The organism is Chitinophagaceae bacterium C216, assembly GCA_028485475.2.
Classification (GTDB): domain Bacteria; phylum Bacteroidota; class Bacteroidia; order Chitinophagales; family Chitinophagaceae; genus Niabella; species Niabella composti.
Genome location: CP144143.1, coordinates 2,360,523 through 2,377,781, shown reverse-complemented (window position 1 = coordinate 2,377,781; position 17,259 = coordinate 2,360,523). Strand labels below are relative to the sequence as shown.

At 41.5% G+C, this 17,259-nt stretch carries 13 protein-coding genes; 9 read left to right on the top strand and 4 right to left on the bottom strand.

What is annotated here, in order from left to right:
- Positions 1–108: 108 nt before the first annotated feature.
- Both PIECOFPK_RS10105 and PIECOFPK_RS10100 read right to left on the bottom strand, forming a co-directional pair.
- Positions 109–1,635, bottom strand: coding sequence for an aldehyde dehydrogenase family protein (locus PIECOFPK_RS10105; protein WP_330975371.1), 1,527 nt, complete (start codon positions 1,633–1,635; stop codon positions 109–111).
- A gap of 91 nt (positions 1,636–1,726) precedes the next feature.
- Positions 1,727–4,117 (bottom strand): thiamine pyrophosphate-dependent enzyme, encoded by a 2,391-nt coding sequence (locus tag PIECOFPK_RS10100; protein WP_330975370.1) that lies wholly within the window; start codon positions 4,115–4,117, stop codon positions 1,727–1,729.
- A gap of 253 nt (positions 4,118–4,370) precedes the next feature.
- Between PIECOFPK_RS10100 and PIECOFPK_RS10095 the strand changes: the two genes are divergently transcribed.
- Together PIECOFPK_RS10095 and PIECOFPK_RS10090 are read left to right on the top strand one after the other, a co-directional pair.
- The gene (locus PIECOFPK_RS10095) at positions 4,371–4,775 is read left to right on the top strand and encodes a DUF1573 domain-containing protein (protein ID WP_409965782.1); all 405 of its coding nucleotides are present in this window, start codon (positions 4,371–4,373) and stop codon (positions 4,773–4,775) included.
- Positions 4,776–4,886: 111 nt separating this feature from the next.
- Positions 4,887–6,086 (top strand): pyridoxal phosphate-dependent aminotransferase, encoded by a 1,200-nt coding sequence (locus PIECOFPK_RS10090; protein WP_409965781.1) that lies wholly within the window; start codon positions 4,887–4,889, stop codon positions 6,084–6,086.
- On the opposite strand, the gene PIECOFPK_RS10085 is transcribed toward PIECOFPK_RS10090, so the two are convergent.
- Positions 6,079–6,642 (bottom strand): N-acetyltransferase family protein, encoded by a 564-nt coding sequence (locus PIECOFPK_RS10085; protein WP_409966819.1) that lies wholly within the window; start codon positions 6,640–6,642, stop codon positions 6,079–6,081. The two genes, PIECOFPK_RS10090 and PIECOFPK_RS10085, sit on opposite strands and share 8 nt — an antisense overlap.
- Before the next feature lie 157 nt (positions 6,643–6,799).
- On the opposite strand from PIECOFPK_RS10085, the gene PIECOFPK_RS10080 reads away from it, so the two are divergent.
- The 4 genes from PIECOFPK_RS10080 (at position 6,800) to PIECOFPK_RS10065 (ending at position 13,409) form a co-directional block, all read left to right on the top strand.
- Positions 6,800–8,119 (top strand): ammonium transporter, encoded by a 1,320-nt coding sequence (locus PIECOFPK_RS10080; protein ID WP_330975366.1) that lies wholly within the window; start codon positions 6,800–6,802, stop codon positions 8,117–8,119.
- Between the two features lie 164 nt (positions 8,120–8,283).
- On the top strand, positions 8,284–11,358 hold the full coding sequence (locus tag PIECOFPK_RS10075) for an amidohydrolase family protein (RefSeq protein WP_409965780.1): 3,075 nt from the start codon (positions 8,284–8,286) through the stop codon (positions 11,356–11,358).
- Positions 11,359–11,376: 18 nt separating this feature from the next.
- Positions 11,377–12,678: an amidohydrolase family protein gene (locus PIECOFPK_RS10070; RefSeq protein WP_409965779.1), complete on the top strand. Its 1,302-nt coding sequence runs from the start codon at positions 11,377–11,379 to the stop codon at positions 12,676–12,678.
- A gap of 80 nt (positions 12,679–12,758) precedes the next feature.
- Positions 12,759–13,409, top strand: a complete 651-nt coding sequence (locus tag PIECOFPK_RS10065) for a YdcF family protein (RefSeq protein ID WP_409965778.1) — start codon at positions 12,759–12,761, stop codon at positions 13,407–13,409.
- A 2-nt stretch (positions 13,410–13,411) separates the two neighbouring features.
- Here PIECOFPK_RS10065 and PIECOFPK_RS10060 read toward each other — a convergent pair whose 3' ends face one another.
- Positions 13,412–14,356 carry a hypothetical protein gene (locus PIECOFPK_RS10060; protein WP_330975362.1) on the bottom strand — a complete coding sequence of 315 codons (945 nt, stop codon included), beginning with the start codon at positions 14,354–14,356 and terminating at the stop codon, positions 13,412–13,414.
- 156 nt (positions 14,357–14,512) lie between these two features.
- On the opposite strand from PIECOFPK_RS10060, the gene PIECOFPK_RS10055 reads away from it, so the two are divergent.
- The 3 genes from PIECOFPK_RS10055 to PIECOFPK_RS10045 are packed head-to-tail and all read left to right on the top strand — an operon-like array spanning position 14,513 to position 17,257.
- Positions 14,513–14,962, top strand: a complete 450-nt coding sequence (locus PIECOFPK_RS10055) for a MaoC family dehydratase (RefSeq protein ID WP_330975361.1) — start codon at positions 14,513–14,515, stop codon at positions 14,960–14,962.
- Positions 14,955–16,124, top strand: coding sequence for an ABC transporter substrate-binding protein (locus tag PIECOFPK_RS10050; RefSeq protein WP_409965777.1), 1,170 nt, complete (start codon positions 14,955–14,957; stop codon positions 16,122–16,124). The genes PIECOFPK_RS10055 and PIECOFPK_RS10050 overlap by 8 nt, the downstream gene beginning before the upstream one ends.
- Positions 16,124–17,257 (top strand): CaiB/BaiF CoA transferase family protein, encoded by a 1,134-nt coding sequence (locus tag PIECOFPK_RS10045; protein WP_409965776.1) that lies wholly within the window; start codon positions 16,124–16,126, stop codon positions 17,255–17,257. The genes PIECOFPK_RS10050 and PIECOFPK_RS10045 overlap by 1 nt, the downstream gene beginning before the upstream one ends.
- Positions 17,258–17,259 lie beyond the last annotated feature (2 nt).

The following is a 17,259-nucleotide window of genomic DNA, read 5'->3' as shown; positions in this document are numbered from 1 at the left end:
TATAAAACAACAAAAATAGGCTTAACAATTGAAAGATTTTCATAAAATGATAGACGGTAAAAATGGACAGGCGGATGGCAGCAGTCTTATTTTTATCATAGGAAATGTTTAACTGATATCGAATTTTATGCCTTGTGCTAAAGGCAGCTGGTTGGTGTAATTGATAGTATTGGTTTGTCTGCGCATATAGTTTTTCCAAGCGTCACTACCACTTTCGCGACCACCGCCTGTTTCTTTTTCTCCCCCAAAAGCACCTCCGATTTCTGCGCCGCTAGTTCCGATATTCACATTAGCAATACCGCAATCGCTTCCGGCATGTGATAAAAATAGCTCCGCTTCGCGAAGGTCGGTAGTCATGATGGCTGATGATAAGCCCTGAGGTACGCTGTTTTGTATGGTAATGGCTTCTTCCAGTGTTTTGTACGGGATTAAATAAAGAATCGGTGCAAAGGTTTCTTTGTGTACAATGGGGTAGTGGTGAGCTACTTTGGCGATACAGGGTTTTACATAACAACCACTGCTGTATGCTTCTCCGTCGAGCACCCCGGTATCAGTTAGAAATACACCACCTTGATTTTTGCATTCTTCAATGGCGTGTAGATATTGTTGTACAGCATCTTTATCAATCAGTGGTCCCACATGATTTTCGGGATTTAACGGATTCCCAATTTTTAATTGCTGATAGGCGTGGAGCAACTTGTTCGTAAATACATCAAATATTTCTTCATGAATGATGAGTCGTCTGGTGGTAGTGCATCTTTGTCCTGCGGTACCCACGGCTCCAAATACGGCGGCGGGTACTGCGATTTGTAAGTCCGCATTTTTAGTAACAATAATAGCATTATTACCTCCCAATTCCAGCAAAGAACGTCCCAATCTTTGAGCTACGTTGACTGCTACAGCTTTGCCCATACGAGTAGAGCCGGTTGCCGAAACCAAGGGTATTCTTTCATCTTTCGAAATCCATTCACCTACTTCACGACCGCCGGAAACAAGACAACTCACACCTTCGGGAACGCCATTGGCTTCGAAAATCGATGTTATGATATGCTGACAAGCTATGGCACATAAAGGTGTTTTTTCAGAAGGTTTCCATACGCATACATCGCCACAAATCCAGGCCAGCATACTATTCCAGCTCCATACGGCAACAGGAAAGTTGAATGCGGTAATAATTCCTACAACACCCAAGGGGTGATATTGCTCATACATGCGGTGTCCAGGACGTTCGCTGTGCATGGTTAGGCCATGTAACTGTCGGCTTAGTCCTACTGCAAAATCACAGATGTCAATCATTTCTTGTACTTCGCCCATGCCTTCTTGCAGACTTTTTCCCATCTCATAAGAAACAAGTTTGCCCAGTTCTTCTTTGTACGCTCTTAAAGCTTGACCAATTTGTCTTACTACCTCGCCGCGTTTGGGTGCCGGCCATAAGCGCCATTGCTCAAAAGCTTCTTGGGCTTTGGTTACAACTTGGTCATAATCTTCTTTGTTTGCAGTACTTACGGCCGCGATAAGTGCGCCATCTACAGGAGAATAAGAATTGATAACAACACCATGTCCGGCTAACCATTTACTTCCGGTACTGATGCCTTCGTTGTGAGTGCTGATCTGTAGTTTTTGCAGGAATTCCATACCTGTAATTTAACATTTATATCGGTTATAACCAATAAAGAAAAAAGTGCGGGTTCGACCGCACTTTATATCAATATTTATCACAACACAATTATTCTTTCATCATTTCGATAAGCACTGCTGCTATTTCTTCTGCATTGGGCTTGCTGAAATAGTCGCCGTCGCTACCATATGCAGGTCTATGTTCTTTGCTGGTAATGGTACGTGGCGCTACATCGAGATAGCGATAACCGCCTTGTTCTTCCATTACTTTATTAAACATATAAGCCGCTGCACCACCGGGTACGTCTTCATCTACAAAAACGATACGATTGGTTTTCTTCAATGATTCCAGAATGATATGATTTCTATCGAATGGAAGTAAGGTTTGCACGTCTATCAGTTCACAGCTGATGTTTAAGGGGGCCACCATTTGAATAGCCTCTTCAATAATACGTAGTACCGATCCATAACTCACGATAGTAATATCGTCACCTTCTTGCAATATTTCCGGAATACCTAATGGTACTGTAATTTCATTAAGATTATCGGGTAATTTTTCTTTTAATCTATATCCGTTCAGGCTTTCGATTACCATTCCCGGGTCATTGCTTTTAAGTAGCGTATTGTACATGCCGGCGGCCTGTACCATATTTCGAGGAACACAGATATACATACCTCTTAGGGCGTTAATAATCATTCCCATGGGTGAACCACTGTGCCAAATTCCTTCCAAACGATGTCCGCGTGTACGTACGATAATAGGACAGCTTTGTTTACCACCGCTTCTATAGTATAAAGAAGCTACATCATCTGTCAGTGGTTGTAGTCCGTAAATGACATAGTCGAGGTACTGTATTTCTGCAATAGGGCGAATGCCTCTTAAAGCTAATCCAATACCTTCTCCCATTATAGTGAGTTCTCTAATACCGGTATCGGCAATTCTTTTATTACCGTATTTTTTTTGTAAGCCGGCAAAACCCTGATTCACGTCGCCAATCTTTCCTAAATCTTCCCCAAAAGCTACTACTTTGGGGTTGCTGGCAAATAGTCCATCGAAATATTTATTAATAATTTGATATCCGTTTAGTAGTGGAGCGTCTTCACGTATAATAGGAGGAACTGCTTCTACTTTCAGTGCACTTTTGGGGCCTTCGTTGTAGAGGAAGGTATTGTATAGCTGTTTATTTTCTTCTTGTAATTTTTTATAGTAGGCTTTTGCTTCTTCGGTTGCATTTTCTCCACACAGTAGTAGTGCCTTAAATACGCTTTTCATACTGTCTTTCCGCAAAGGCTCGCGCAATGAACCTAGCTTGTGAGATATGTTGCGCAGTTCTTCTGCATGTTGCGGGTTATTTGGAATAAGAGACTCAATTACTGCTTGGGTTTGTTGCACCTGTTGTTTGATGGGTGAAATATATTCCTGCCATGCACGGTCTCTGGCTTCTTTTACATGCCGTTTGGCATCGTTTTCTATTGTAGCAAGAGTGGCTTCATCTGCTAGAGCGTTTTCAAGAATCCAATCGCGCATCTTTTTTATGCAGTCCCATTCTTTTTCCCATGCTAATCTTTCTGGGCTTTTGTAGCGCTCATGACTGCCAGATGTACTGTGGCCTTGAGGCTGCGTGAGTTCTTCTACATGAAAGATCACCGGCGTATGTGTTTCGCGGGCAAGATTGATGCCTTCTCCAAATACTTCCACCATGCCCATGTAGTCCCAGCCTTTTAGTGTAGCGATGTAGAAGCCGTTGGTGCCTTCTTCTTTTTCAAAGCCTTTAAGTGCTTTTGAAACAGAACCCTTGGTGGTTTGATATTCGCGAGGAACTGATATACCATAACCGTCGTCCCATACGAAAATGACCAAGGGAATTTGTAACACTCCAGCTGCGTTTACCGCCTCCCAAAAATGACCTTCACTAGTGGAAGCATCGCCTATGGTGCAGAAGCAAACTTCATTACCATTATTGGAAAGGTGCTTGAATTGTTTTAACTCTTCTACTTGCCTGAATAATTTAGATGCAAGTGCCAACCCTACAGAGCGTGGCATCTGGGCCGCAGTAGGGGCCATATCTGTAGAAGTGTTTTTAATGTTTACCAGATCGAGCCACTCGCCGTCTTCACGTGTATTAGCGCTGGTGTAGTGGCTGTTCATTTGCCTTCCTCGGCTGAAAGGTTCTCTTTCGGGGTCGGCATCGGCATATAATTGAGCAAAGTATTGTTGAGGATTAGAAACGCCCATGGCAAACATCATGGTCTGGTCCCTGTAATAACCACTTCTCCAGTCGCCGGGCTTAAAAAATTTTGCGAGGGCTACCTGTGCCACTTCCTTACCATCTCCAAAAATCCCAAATTTCGCCTTGCCTGTCAACACCTCCTTGCGAGAGAGTATACTGGTTTCCCTGCTTAGACAGGCTATGTAATAATCGTGCAGTACTTCGTCTTTAAATTTTTCAAAAGACAGTTTTTCTTCGTGCACAGAGGTTCCAGAATTCAACATGTCCATGTAACAAATATAGGTGAGATGAGTTATATATGGATATAACGTGCTAATTGATATTTTAGTATGAATACTATATCAATTTGTATGATATATATGTTTTCTGTTTATTTTTTGTGAGAAAATCATTTTTAACGGATAAAATATTGAATTATTGCTGCTTGATGCAACCTTTGTTTGTTAAAATGCATCTGGCTGTTGAACCTTTTTGATACTTTTGTGTAATTAAGTTTAATCTTTCGCTTAAAAAATCTTTTCTATGAAGAAAATCTGTTTACTGGCTTTGTTGATGTCTTTCGCTGTTTGGGTAAGTGCACAATCGTCCGAAAAAAATACTTCGGCTGAGTCTGCTATTAAAATGGTGAAAGAAAAATATGATATTGGTAAAATTCCTCAGGGGCAGCCCTATACCTTCTATATGGAGTTTGTGAATCAAACCAAAAAACCGCTTGTGGTAAAAAGTGTAATGGCAGGTTGTGGATGTACGATTCCTGAAAAACCCAACGAGCCTATTCTTCCTGGAAAAGTTGGAAAAATTAAAGTGTCTTACAATGCTGCAACCGTGGGTCCGGTTAATCGGGATGTAGAGATATATCTTGCCGGATATACCGAGCCTAAAGTGGTATACTTTACCGGAGAAGTAGTTGCGGCAAGTAAAAAGTAATTAGTTAGAAAAATTAATCATAATCATAAATTTGCGCCCCTTCGTATTCATGAAGGGGTTTTTTCGTTTTTTATCGATTTGAAAGCTTTGTAATCTACCTATCTTTGATATATGCTTACGATTTCTCAGCGCGGGATAGCAATGCCTGCATCTCCAATTAGAAAATTAGTCCCTTTTGCAGAAGCTGCGAAGAAAAAAGGATTAACTGTATATCATTTGAATATTGGACAGCCGGACATTGAAACGCCTCCTGCGATTATGGATGCAGTACGCAATGTACAAATGCCGGTATTGGAGTATAGTCATAGTGCTGGAAATGAGAGCTATCGTCGTAAACTGACGACTTACTACAAAAAGCTGGGAATTGAGGTGGATTACGATGAAATTATGATTACCACCGGAGGAAGTGAGGCGATTCGCTTTGCATTCCTTACTTGTTTGGATGAGGGCGATGAAGTGTTGATTCCTGAGCCACTTTATGCAAATTATCTCGGTTTTGCATGTGAGGCAGGTGTACGAGTAGTGGCGGTGCCATCAAGTATTGAGGATGGATTTGCATTGCCGCCCACAGATGTTTTTGCAAGGTATATTACGGATAAAACTAAGGCGATACTTATCTGCAATCCTAATAATCCCACAGGCTATTTATATAGCCGGGAAGAAATAGAAGCTATTGGTAAGATTTGTAAAGAGCGTCATCTTTATTTGCTGGGCGATGAAGCTTATAGAGAGTTTTGTTACGGGGATACTGACCATACCAGTGTGCTACACATTGCGGGTTTGGAGGAGCATGCCATATTATTGGATACTATTAGTAAGCGTTATAGTGCTTGCGGAGCGCGCATTGGTGCGTTGGTTACTAAGAATAAAAAGGTGTTGGAGTCTGCCCTGAAATTTGCGCAAGCCCGCCTAAGCCCCCCGGGGTTAGCCCAAATACTGGGAGAAGCAGCCATAGATCTGCCTGCTGATTATTTTGATACCACAAAAGAAGAATATCTGCAACGCCGAAACCTCCTGGTAAGTCGCTTGAATAGTATGGAAGGGGTGTTTTGTCCTAACCCAGGCGGTGCTTTTTATGCGATGGCACGTTTACCCATTGATGATTGCGATAAATTCTGTCAATGGTTATTGGAAGCGTTTTCTTATCATAATCAAACCTTAATGCTGGCGCCGGGTACCGGTTTTTATGCAACACCCGGCTTAGGGAAGAATGAAGTAAGGCTTGCTTATGTTATCAATCAGACAGCCATCAGTAATGCGATGGATTGTCTGGAAACCGCACTAAAAGTATATCCAGGCCGCACTATATAGCGTATTTTGACAGAAGCGTATTTACGGTAGTTGCATCCAACTCTTTAAATGGAATAATAGGGAGGGGAGACGTGTCGGTCTGTTCGATGAGTGTTTTTTCCCACCAGCCTACATCATGCCATGCACCATGCTTATGGCCTACTTTTTCAAAAGTAGCAAAATGCCGGAAGCCCTGTTTTTCATGGAATCCTACACTTGCTGCATTAGGTAGTGTAATAAGGGCATACGCCTTATGAACTTGTTGCAACTTCAGTATTTCGAATAGGACCTCGTAGAGTGTAGAGCCGATTCCTTTCTTTTTATAATTTTTATTAATATAAATGGAGGTTTCCACTATCCATTGATATGCTGCCCTTTCTCTATAAGTCCAAGCATAAGCGTATCCGGCTATAGTATCTCCATCTTTTGCTACAAGCCAAGGAAATTGCTGCGAATATTTTTGTACTCTAAGTGCAAATTGTTCTATATCAGGAACTTCTAGTTCAAATGTCGTGGCGCTACTTAAAATATAAGGCTTATAAATTTCCAAAACCTCAGGTGTGTCTTCCAATTTTATTATTGCTATATATATATTATAAATAAAATTATGTAAGAAAAAATCGTAAAAATGTTTGTATTTTATTTGAATAATATTTTATTTTTGAAATTAGAATAAAATTAATATCAAATTTTTTCTGTTTTTATCTAATTTCTTTAAATTAAATTTTTTTATTATGCACATGACCAAAAAACTGGCTATCGTTCCCTTTCTGCTGCTTATGCTTGTTGCAATACTCAGTCTTTTTATGGGGCACAATCCTGTAAACAGTGATACTGCTCCCGATGTGGATACCGGCGATACTGCCTGGTTATTAGCATCTGCTGCGCTGGTATTGCTTATGACCCCGGGCCTAGCATTCTTCTATGGTGGTATGGTAAAAAAGAAGAATGTGATTTCGACAATGTTACAAAGTTTTATTTGTATGGCAATTGTCTCTATCATCTGGCTTTTCTTCGGGTTTAGCCTTGCTTTCGGGGATGACATAGGCGGTATTATTGGAAATCCGGCTACCTTCTTTTTAATGAATGGGGTACTGGATGGACAGCCTTGGTCTGCTGCGCCTACCGTTCCACTGGCGGTATTTGCCTTTTTCCAGTTAAAATTTGCTATTATTACTCCGGCCCTCGTTACCGGTGCCTTCTCTGAGCGTGTTCGCTTTACTTCTTATATACTATTTATAGTAATGTTCTTCATTTTCATTTATGCCCCGTTGGCACATATGACTTGGCATCCCGACGGACTGCTGGCTAATCTGGGTGTACTGGATTTTGCGGGTGGTACCGTGGTACACATGAGTGCCGGTGTGGCCGCTTTAGCGAGTGCCATTTATTTGAAGAAAAGAACCGATCAGGAAATGAAACCGGCTCGTATTACTTATGTATTATTAGGAACTGGTTTGCTGTGGTTCGGTTGGTTTGGATTTAATGGTGGTTCTGCCATGGGAGCTAACAATCTAGCAGCTATCGCCCTGGCAACAACAGCTATAGCTTCAGGTGCTGCTGCATTTACTTGGATTATTTTTGATGCTTTAAGAGGCAAAAAACCATCGGCTATGGGTACCAGCATCGGTGCAGTTGTAGGATTGGTGGCGATTACTCCTGCTGCAGGTTTTGTAAGTATTCCACATGCATTGGTGATTGGTGTAGTTGCTGCTTTGGTGAGCAACCTCATGGTAGAGTGGAGAACCAGAACCGGAATTGACGATACATTGGATGTATTCCCTTGTCATGGTGTGGGTGGTATGGTAGGTATGATTCTTACAGGTGTATTTGCCAGCCCCGGCATCAACTCTGCTGTTACTGATAAAGGTCTTTTCTTCGGCGAAACTAAATTGTTTGTTACACACACACTAACAGCCATTGTTGTATTAGTTGTGGTATTTGTAATGAGTATGATTATTCTCAAAATCACAGATCTCATTACGCCATTACGTGTAAGCGAGGAAGAAGAAGCCGAAGGTTTGGATATGTCACAATTAGGCGAAAGTCTGTAATCAATTAGAGGTTTAATCACATAGTAAGTGCAATCCTGATATTAGGATTGCACTTTTTCTTTAGTACTAGCTAGCGGTTTTATACGCTAGATGCTTTTTATTGTCGTTTATTTAGTATTTTTTCAGTAAATATCTTTAAATAGCTGCTCTATAAAACTGTATCAATGAAAAAACACATTCTGCTAGCGACATTTGTTACGGTTGTCTTTCAGGCTATAGCTCAAATTACCTATCCTGTGAACGGGGTAGCCGATCCCCGAACCGGCGCCTATGCTTTTATCAATGCTTCTATTGTAAAAGACGCCAACACCGTAATTGCAAACGGTACTTTAATTATTAAGGATGGAAAAATTACCGCAGTAGGTAAAGCATCCGTGCCTGAAGGATATGTTGTAATAGACTGCAAGGGTAAGTTTATCTACCCTTCATTTATCGATATTTTCAGTGATTACGGTATTCCCATTCCGCAAAGAACAGGAGGGCAAACTTCTTTTTTCGGGCCACAACAGCTTACCACGAATACTAAGGGGCCTTTTGCATGGAATCAGGCTATTAAAAGTGAAGTCAACGGGTATCAACTTTTTGCCACGGATGCCACTAAGGCCGCTACGTTAAGAGCACAGGGGTTTGGTACCGTTGTAACACATCAAAAAGACGGTATTGCACGTGGCACCGGAACGGCTGTATTACTCAGTGATGATAAAGAAAATTTGAATATTATTAAAGATAAGGCTGCGGCTTATTATTCCTTTAGCAAAGGAACATCTACACAAACCTATCCCACTTCGATAATGGGCGCAGTGGCACTGTTGCGTCAGACTTTTATCGATGTAGATTGGTATATACAAAACAGGCCTCTTAAAGAGGGTATCAATAAATCGCTGGAGGCGTGGTATGAAAATCGATCGCTGCCACAAATTTTTGAGACCAATGATAAATGGAGTGGCATTAGAGCCGATCGTATTGGTGATGAGTTTGGGGTGCAGTTTATTATTAAAGGAGGGGGAGATGAGTATCAACGCATCAAAGAAATTGCGGCTACCAAGGCGCCTTACATTCTTCCGTTGAATTATCCCGAAGCTATGAATGTTGAAGATCCTATGGATGCCCGGTATGTTTCCTTAACTGATTTAGCACATTGGGAGTTGGCGCCAGGTAATGCAGCGGCATTTGAAAAGGAAAAAATTCCTTTTGCTTTTACATTAGCTGATTTGAAGGACCCTTCTGCATTCTGGCCAGCCTTGCGCAAGGCTATCGATTACGGACTTTCGCCTAAAGCGGCTTTTGAAGCATTAACGATAACGCCTGCTCGATTACTAAATCTCGAGCATGAAGTAGGTACGTTGGATGTAGGCAAATGGGCTAACTTTCTCATTACAACGGGCGATTTGTTTACTGACAAAGCAGTTATTTTGGAGAACTGGGTGAAGGGACAGCGTTATCCTGTTGATGCCAAATCTGGATTGGAACAACCTGGGCAATATAAGTTAGCGATATCGGGGCCATCTGGTATTACTGAATACACGCTTCAAGTAAAAAGTAGTAATGAGGCTAGTGTAGTGGGTCTGGATACGCTAAGCGTAAAATTTAGAATCGATGGTAAACAGGTATCCCTACAGCTTGCTCCCAAAACAGCGCTACGGCCAGTAAAGAGTGACTCAAAAGATTCATCTAGTGCTTCTCAAACCAGTAGGCTTTTGTACATATTAAGTGGAGTGGATTACGGCGATAGCTGGCAGGGGGTGGGAATGGATAATAATGGCACCACAGTTAACTGGACAGCGAGTTTAATAAAACAGGAGGATGCAAAAAGAAATAACATGCCTACTGCAAAGGCATTGCCCCAATCCAAAATTCTATATCCGTTTTCTCCATATGGAAATGAGCAATTGCCCGTACAGCAGGATATTCTAATAAAAAATGCTACAGTATGGACGAATGAAAAGGATGGACGACTGGAGCATACCGATGTGTTACTAAAAGGAGGAAAGATTGCTCAGATTGGTAAAGAATTAAATGCCCCAGGTGCTAGAATTATTGATGGCACTGGGAAACACTTAACACCGGGTATTATTGATGAGCACTCTCATATCGCCTGCTTCTCTATTAATGAAGGTGCACAATCGGTAACTTCTGAAGTGCGTATAGGAGATAATTTAAATCCCGATGATATCAATATTTATCGCCAATTAAGTGGTGGAGTAACAACCTCGCATATTCTACACGGCTCGGCTAATACAATAGGTGGTCAGACACAGTTAATAAAACTGAGATGGGGTAAAGATGATGCAGGACTGAAATTTGAAGGGGCGGATCCCTTTATCAAGTTTGCTTTGGGGGAAAATGTAAAAAGAACTGCACAGACGCAGGGCAATATTCGCTTCCCTGACACCCGAATGGGCGTGCAGGCGGTTATTGCCGATGCCTTTCAACGGGCAAAAGATTATGAGCAGAAGCTCAAAGCGGGGGATAAAACCGTTCGCAGGGATTTGGAGCTAGATGCTTTGGTGGAAATTCTGAATAATAAAAGATTCATTACCTGTCATAGCTATGTAGCCAGCGAAATTTTGGGGCTCATCACAATGGCCGAGAAATACGGGTTTAGGGTAAATACCTTCACACATGTATTGGAAGGATATAAAGTAGCCGATGTGCTTAAAAAGCATGGAGCTAATACCTCCACTTTTTCCGATTGGTGGGCCTACAAAATGGAAGTACAGGATGCTATTGCATATAATGCGGCTATTCTGTACAAAATGGGTTTGAATGTATGTATTAATAGTGATGATGCGGAGATGGGACGTCGTTTGAATCAGGAGGCAGCCAAAACGGTGAAGTATGGCGGTGTTCCTGAAGAGAAAGCGTTAAAGATGGTAACATTAAATCCTGCAAAGGCGCTACATATCGATCACAGAGTAGGTAGTATAAAAGTAGGTAAAGATGCTGATGTGGTGCTGTGGAGTGATCATCCCCTTAGTATTTATGCCAAAGCGCTTTACACGATCGTTGATGGAGTGGTATATTTTGACTGGGAACAAGATTTGAGGAAGCGAAAGCATATTGCTAAAGAACGGGAACGTTTGTTACAAAGGATGTTAACAGAAGCGCGCTCCGGAACGTCGGTATCTCCCGCACGTCCTACACCGCAACTGCTACTGCATTGCGAAGACTATGAGCAGGTAGATGGCCACTATATCTCTGCATATGATGAATTGCACGAAGAAAAAGCCGCTTTTTAACTAATAAATAAAAGAGCTATGCTTAAAAAGATATTCCTACACATATTGTTGCTGGTATGTTATCAATATTTTGGATGGGCTCAGGAGACGATTTATCCTGCTAAAAAACAAGAAGGGACTTTAGTTATTAAAAACGGAACAGTGCATACCGGCACGGGTACCGTATTAAAGAATGCTCACATCGTTGTCAAAGATGGTAAAATTGTTACAGTGAGTCAGAGTGCAGTGGACGAAGTTGGCGCAACGGTTATTGATGCTACCGGTAAAAATGTTTATCCGGGGCTTATATTAACCAGCTCCGATTTAGGGCTTAAGGAGATATCTAGCGGCGTGAGAGGGTCAAATGATTATTATGAACTGGGACAATATAATTCTGCTATTCAATCCATCTACGCCTATAATGCCGATTCCCGTATGATTAATACACTGAGGGCAAATGGTGTACTGCTTGCAGGAGTAACACCATCAGGCAGCCTGCTTACCGGAGCGTCTAGTGTCGTGCAATTAGATGCATGGACATGGCAGGACGCATTATATGCATCAGCGACGGGTATGCATCTGCATATGCCCTCTTTATATCGAAGTATGCGAGGCGGACGTACTTCGGCATCAGGCTCGAATCCTGTAAAAGAAGGTATCAAGCTGGTGGAGCAGGTAGAGCAATTTCTTGCCGAAGCACAAGCTTATATCAAACAGCATCCAAAGCCTGATGTGAATCTTAAATTTGAAATGCTTCGGCCTTTATTTGAGAAAAAGCAAAAACTCTTTGTTCATGCCGATAGGGTAAGACAAATATTGATGGCCATAGATTTCGCAAAGAAGTTTGACATTGAAGTGGTGATTATAGGTGGAGCGGATAGTTATCTGGTTGCTGATCTTTTAAAGAAAAACAATGTTTCAGTAGTGTTAAACACATTACATGAGTTGCCTACATTGCCAGATGACGATATCGATCAGCCATTTAAGACACCGGCAATATTGCAGCGAGCGGGAGTATTATTTGCTTTAAATGATAATTCCAGCTCAGCCCGCTATCGCAATCTTGCCTTTAACGCAGGCACCGCTGTAGCATATGGACTTACTAAAGAGCAAGCACTGCAAGCTATCACTCTAAACCCGGCTAAAATATTAGGAATCGATAAGCAAGCAGGTTCGATAGAAGTAGGTAAGGATGCAAATATTGTTATTTGCGAAGGGGATATTTTGGATATGAAGTCTAGTATTATTACTAATGCTTTTATTCAAGGTAGAAAAATAGACCTTTCAAATAAGCAAACGCAACTGTATGAGCGGTATAAATATCGGTATAATTTGCAGTAGAAAGAAAGCGTTCAATATAGAAGAAAAAAGAAGTTTGAAACATTTTCATGAATCCAATGCTGTACACTATAATTGGAATTATGGTACTGCTGTATGGCACAGCTTGTGTGTCGTATAGAAAGCGGCCGCAACAATTATATGATAAAGTGATACGGCAGGGACAAACTTTCGATGCCGGCATTGTTCCCGGTGTGCCATTGAGAGATAATCAGTGGGATTCGGTAATGAAAGAACGCGTGCTTTGGGCCTCCTTTTTATACAAGCAAGGCGTTATCAGAAATATTATATTTTCGGGAGGGGCAGTATACACACCCTATTACGAAGCAAAGGTGATGGGATTATATGCTCAACGATTGGGAATACCCAAAGAGCATATTTTTTACGAAACTCAGGCAGAACATAGTACAGAAAATATCTACTATTCGTATGAGCTGGCTCGGCAATTAGGTTTTAAAAGTATTGTTCTGGTGACGGACCCCTTTCAATCATCCTTGACCAAAAGATTCACACGCAAGCGATTTGCTACACCTATACAACATTTACCTTTTGTAATTGATACACTGAAGACACTCAATAGCAATCATGAGTATGCAATAGATTTTTCATCCGCAATGGCGCCACAATTTAAGTCTCTTACAGAGCGAGAAAGCCGCTTCAGGCGGTTCAGAGGTACTTTGGGGGCTTTTATCCCATGGGAAAATAGGCAGGGGTTGAAAGCAGCGCCGCTGTAAATTTAAAATACATAGATAATGCCGGCTCGCCAGCCATTGCTTTTTTTGAAAGCGCCATTCATTCTGGTTTCGGGTGTTTCTCCGTTTGCGAGGAATAGTCTGTCTGTTCCGTGGTTTGTTTTCCAGTTGTTGTACACCCACTCGGCATTTATCTCGAAATGTCGAGTGAGCTTGTAACCCATATAAGCTTTTAAATCCCATCCTATTCCCTTGGCATCGTGTACAAAGCTCACCGGATGGCGAAATTCTTGTATCAGATTCCAGTTAGCTTCAGCATCATATTTTAAGATGTGTAAGGCAGCATGAACACCGGCATATATTTTTTTTGAACAGTACCACTCCACTCCGCCTATTAGAGAGGGACCTTTCCATTGTGCTGTATAAGTACTTCTTAAATCCGAATTTTGATCATCTAACAGATAAAAGAGTTCTTTTGTCGCAGTGTAACCCACCCCAGTTTCTATATTCCACGATGGATTTTTGAATGCTGTATAGTGGATATTACCTCCTGTTGTACGCATAGTGCCTTTGTGACTTTTGAGATATAATTGTACTACAGGTAAGGTACGATTGTCGCCCTCATAGTCAAAATCAGTTACGCGGCCTTTATAAGTATAAAGTTGATTGTAGTGTAGTTGAATAGAAAGTTTACTAAGTAGCCGATAATTCGCATCTGCATAAAATCCGGCGGCCTGGATTGGATTGAAAATGAGTTCAGAGTAAATGTTGGGGTCTTTCCCATCCATATTGCCGGCGATAGACCATCTGAAATCTGTTTTTCGGTACTCGCCCCCTAATTTCATGGATAAATTATTCTGAATAGGTTGTAATGCATGCTGGCTGTTAACATCTACATTAAGTAATAACAGTGCGAATACCGCAAGCAATTTATAGAATACCCTCTGGAGGTTCTCCGGCACCATGATTTTGTTGTTGTTGATATACAATATTACATAATTATTGTTATGGGTATTTGGGCGGGCTTTGTTTACTGCTGCAAATGAGGGTTGGAGTAGTAAAATCTTCCATTATGTTAGTGAAACATCACATTTTCCAAGGGAGTGGTATGATATATTTTCGACATTATTATAATGCCTTGACATATGAATGTTCAGATATATTACGAGGACTTTGTTATTAATGATTCCAGAACCACTACAGGTAGAACAATCACAGAAGCCGATATCGTCTTTCACGCTGGTCATACCGGAGATTTTTATCCGCATCATATGGATGAAGAATGGTGTAAGACGCAGCCTTTTAAAAAGCGTATAGCCCATGGTACGTTGATATTTAGTGTAGGAGTAGGTTTAACGGCGGGCGTGATTAATGATGTAGCTATGACCTACGGATACGACAGATTACGCTTTATAAAGCCTGTTTTTATAAATGATACTATAAAGGCTACGGTAACTATTAAAGATAAGCGGGATCATAAGAAACCCGGCTATGGTATTGTTACCGAGCAAGTGGAAGTACACAATCAACATAAGGAACTGGTAATGGTATTTGAACATTTGTTATTGGTACAAAAAAAGAGCGCTGATGGCTGATATCGTATTAAAAGGAATTACATGGAACCACAGCAGAGGAATTACTCCGTTGCAGGCAGCAGCGCAACGATTCTCCGAGTTGCATCCTGAAGTAAGAATAGTATGGGAAAAACGCAGCTTGCAGCAGTTTGCCGATTATCCTATTGAAAAACTCACTCCGCATTATGATCTGCTTATCATTGATCATCCTTGGGTGGGGACTGCTTCAGAAACAAAATGCGTATTGCCTTTAGATGAGTATTTGTCAGTCGACTTTTTAAAAGATCTGGAGAATAACCCAGTAGGTACTTCTCATATCAGTTACCAGTATGCCGGCCATCAATGGGCGCTGGCAATCGATGCGGCTGCTCCTGCAGCCAGTTATAGAAAAGATTTACTGGACAAAGCCGGTATTGCGGTGCCTTCTACCTGGGAGGAGGTGCTTGCCTTGGCTCGACAGGGGAAAGTGGCGGCGCCTGCTATTCCTATTGATCTATTGATGAATTTTTATACTTTTTGTCTGGCACATGGAAAAACTCCATTTGAGAGTAAGGAGTATGTTATAGATTCGAATATCGGTGTGCAGGCATTGAGCACAATGAAGGAGCTGTACACATTGTTGGATGCAGCTATGTTTGAAAAAAATCCTATTGCAGTTGCTGAATTAATGGCGGGGACAGACGATTACTGGTATTGTCCTTTTGCTTATTGCTATTCCAATTATTCAAGGGCAGGCTATGCGGCTAATATACTGCATTATACGGATGTGGTTAGCTACAATGGGATGAGCCTGCAAACTACAATCGGAGGTACGGGCCTGGCAGTTTCCGCTTTTTCTCAACACCGATCGTATGCACTGCGCTTTGCTGAAATGATTTGTGGTGCTTCCTATCAGATGCATGGTTATACATACAATGAAGGCCAGCCGGCACACAAAAAAGCTTGGCTGAACGAATTGAATAATCAGTTAACAAATAATTTTTTTAAGAATGTACTACCGGTAATGGAGCGTAGTTATTTAAGGCCCCGATATCATGGGTACTTATACTTTCAAGATCATGCAGGAGATTATGTACGGGATTATCTGTCCGGAAAAAGTAATAATGCGGTTGCTGTGATTGAAAAATTAAACGAATTATACCATCAATCATTAAACACTAGATTTTTAAGTACGATAGAATAATGGGTTTACCACTTCAGGGAGTAGTAGTTCTGGAATTCAGCCAATACCTTTCAGGACCATCGGCAGGTTTACGTTTGGCCGATTTGGGGGCTCGTGTTATTAAGATTGAGCGGCCGGAGGGTGGTGATCCATCCCGCAAACTAGCTATTAAGAATCTTTGGATTGGTGATGACGCTTTGAACTTTCATACTATCAACAGGAATAAAGAGAGTTTTACAGCTAACCTAAAAGACAAAGATGATTTTGAGCTTGTCAAAAAGCTTATACAAAAGGCAGATGTTATCACTCATAACTTCAGACCTGGTGTAATGGAGCGCATGGGATTGAGCTATGAAGATGTAAAAAAGATTAATGAGAAGATTATATATGCCGAAATAACGGGTTATGGTAAGGAAGGCCCGTGGAGTATGAAACCGGGGCAAGATCTGCTCATTCAATCCATATCTGGTCTTACTTACACTACCGGTAATAGTGATGATGATCCTATGCCATTCGGACTTTCGGTAATAGACAGTATTTGTGGCATACACGCCGTACAGGGGATTCTGGCGGCACTCATCAGTCGTCAGAAGACTGGAAAGGGAGCTTATGTAGAGTTGAGCTTGCTAGAGTCAGCTATCGCGTTACAGTTTGAATTATTCACCACTTGGTTCTTGGATAATAATTCAGTGAAAAGAAGCAAGGTGAGCAATGGGAACCCTCTTTTGGGGGCTCCTTACGGCATTTACGAGACTAAAGACGGGTATATTGCTCTTGCTATGATGAATATACAGACATTGCGTAGAGCACTGGAATGTGCGGAGCTAGATCAGTTTCATCAAGGAGATGTTTTTCAGAAGCGTGATGAAATAAAAGCAATTATTCGTGATGTGCTTAAGCATCATACCACTGATCATTGGCTGAGTTTATTGCATAAACATCACTTATGGGCTGCTGAAGTAAAAGATTGGAAACAATTGTCTCAGCATGAAGGGTACAAAGTCCTGGGTATGGAACAGGAGATTCGGCTGCAAGACCATTCGATTATTACAACCAGATGCCCCATTAGGATTGATGGAGAAAAGCTTTATGTGAACAAACCGGCACCGGCTTTGGGAAAGGATACTGAAAAAATTAAAAATGAATTAGCATAGGC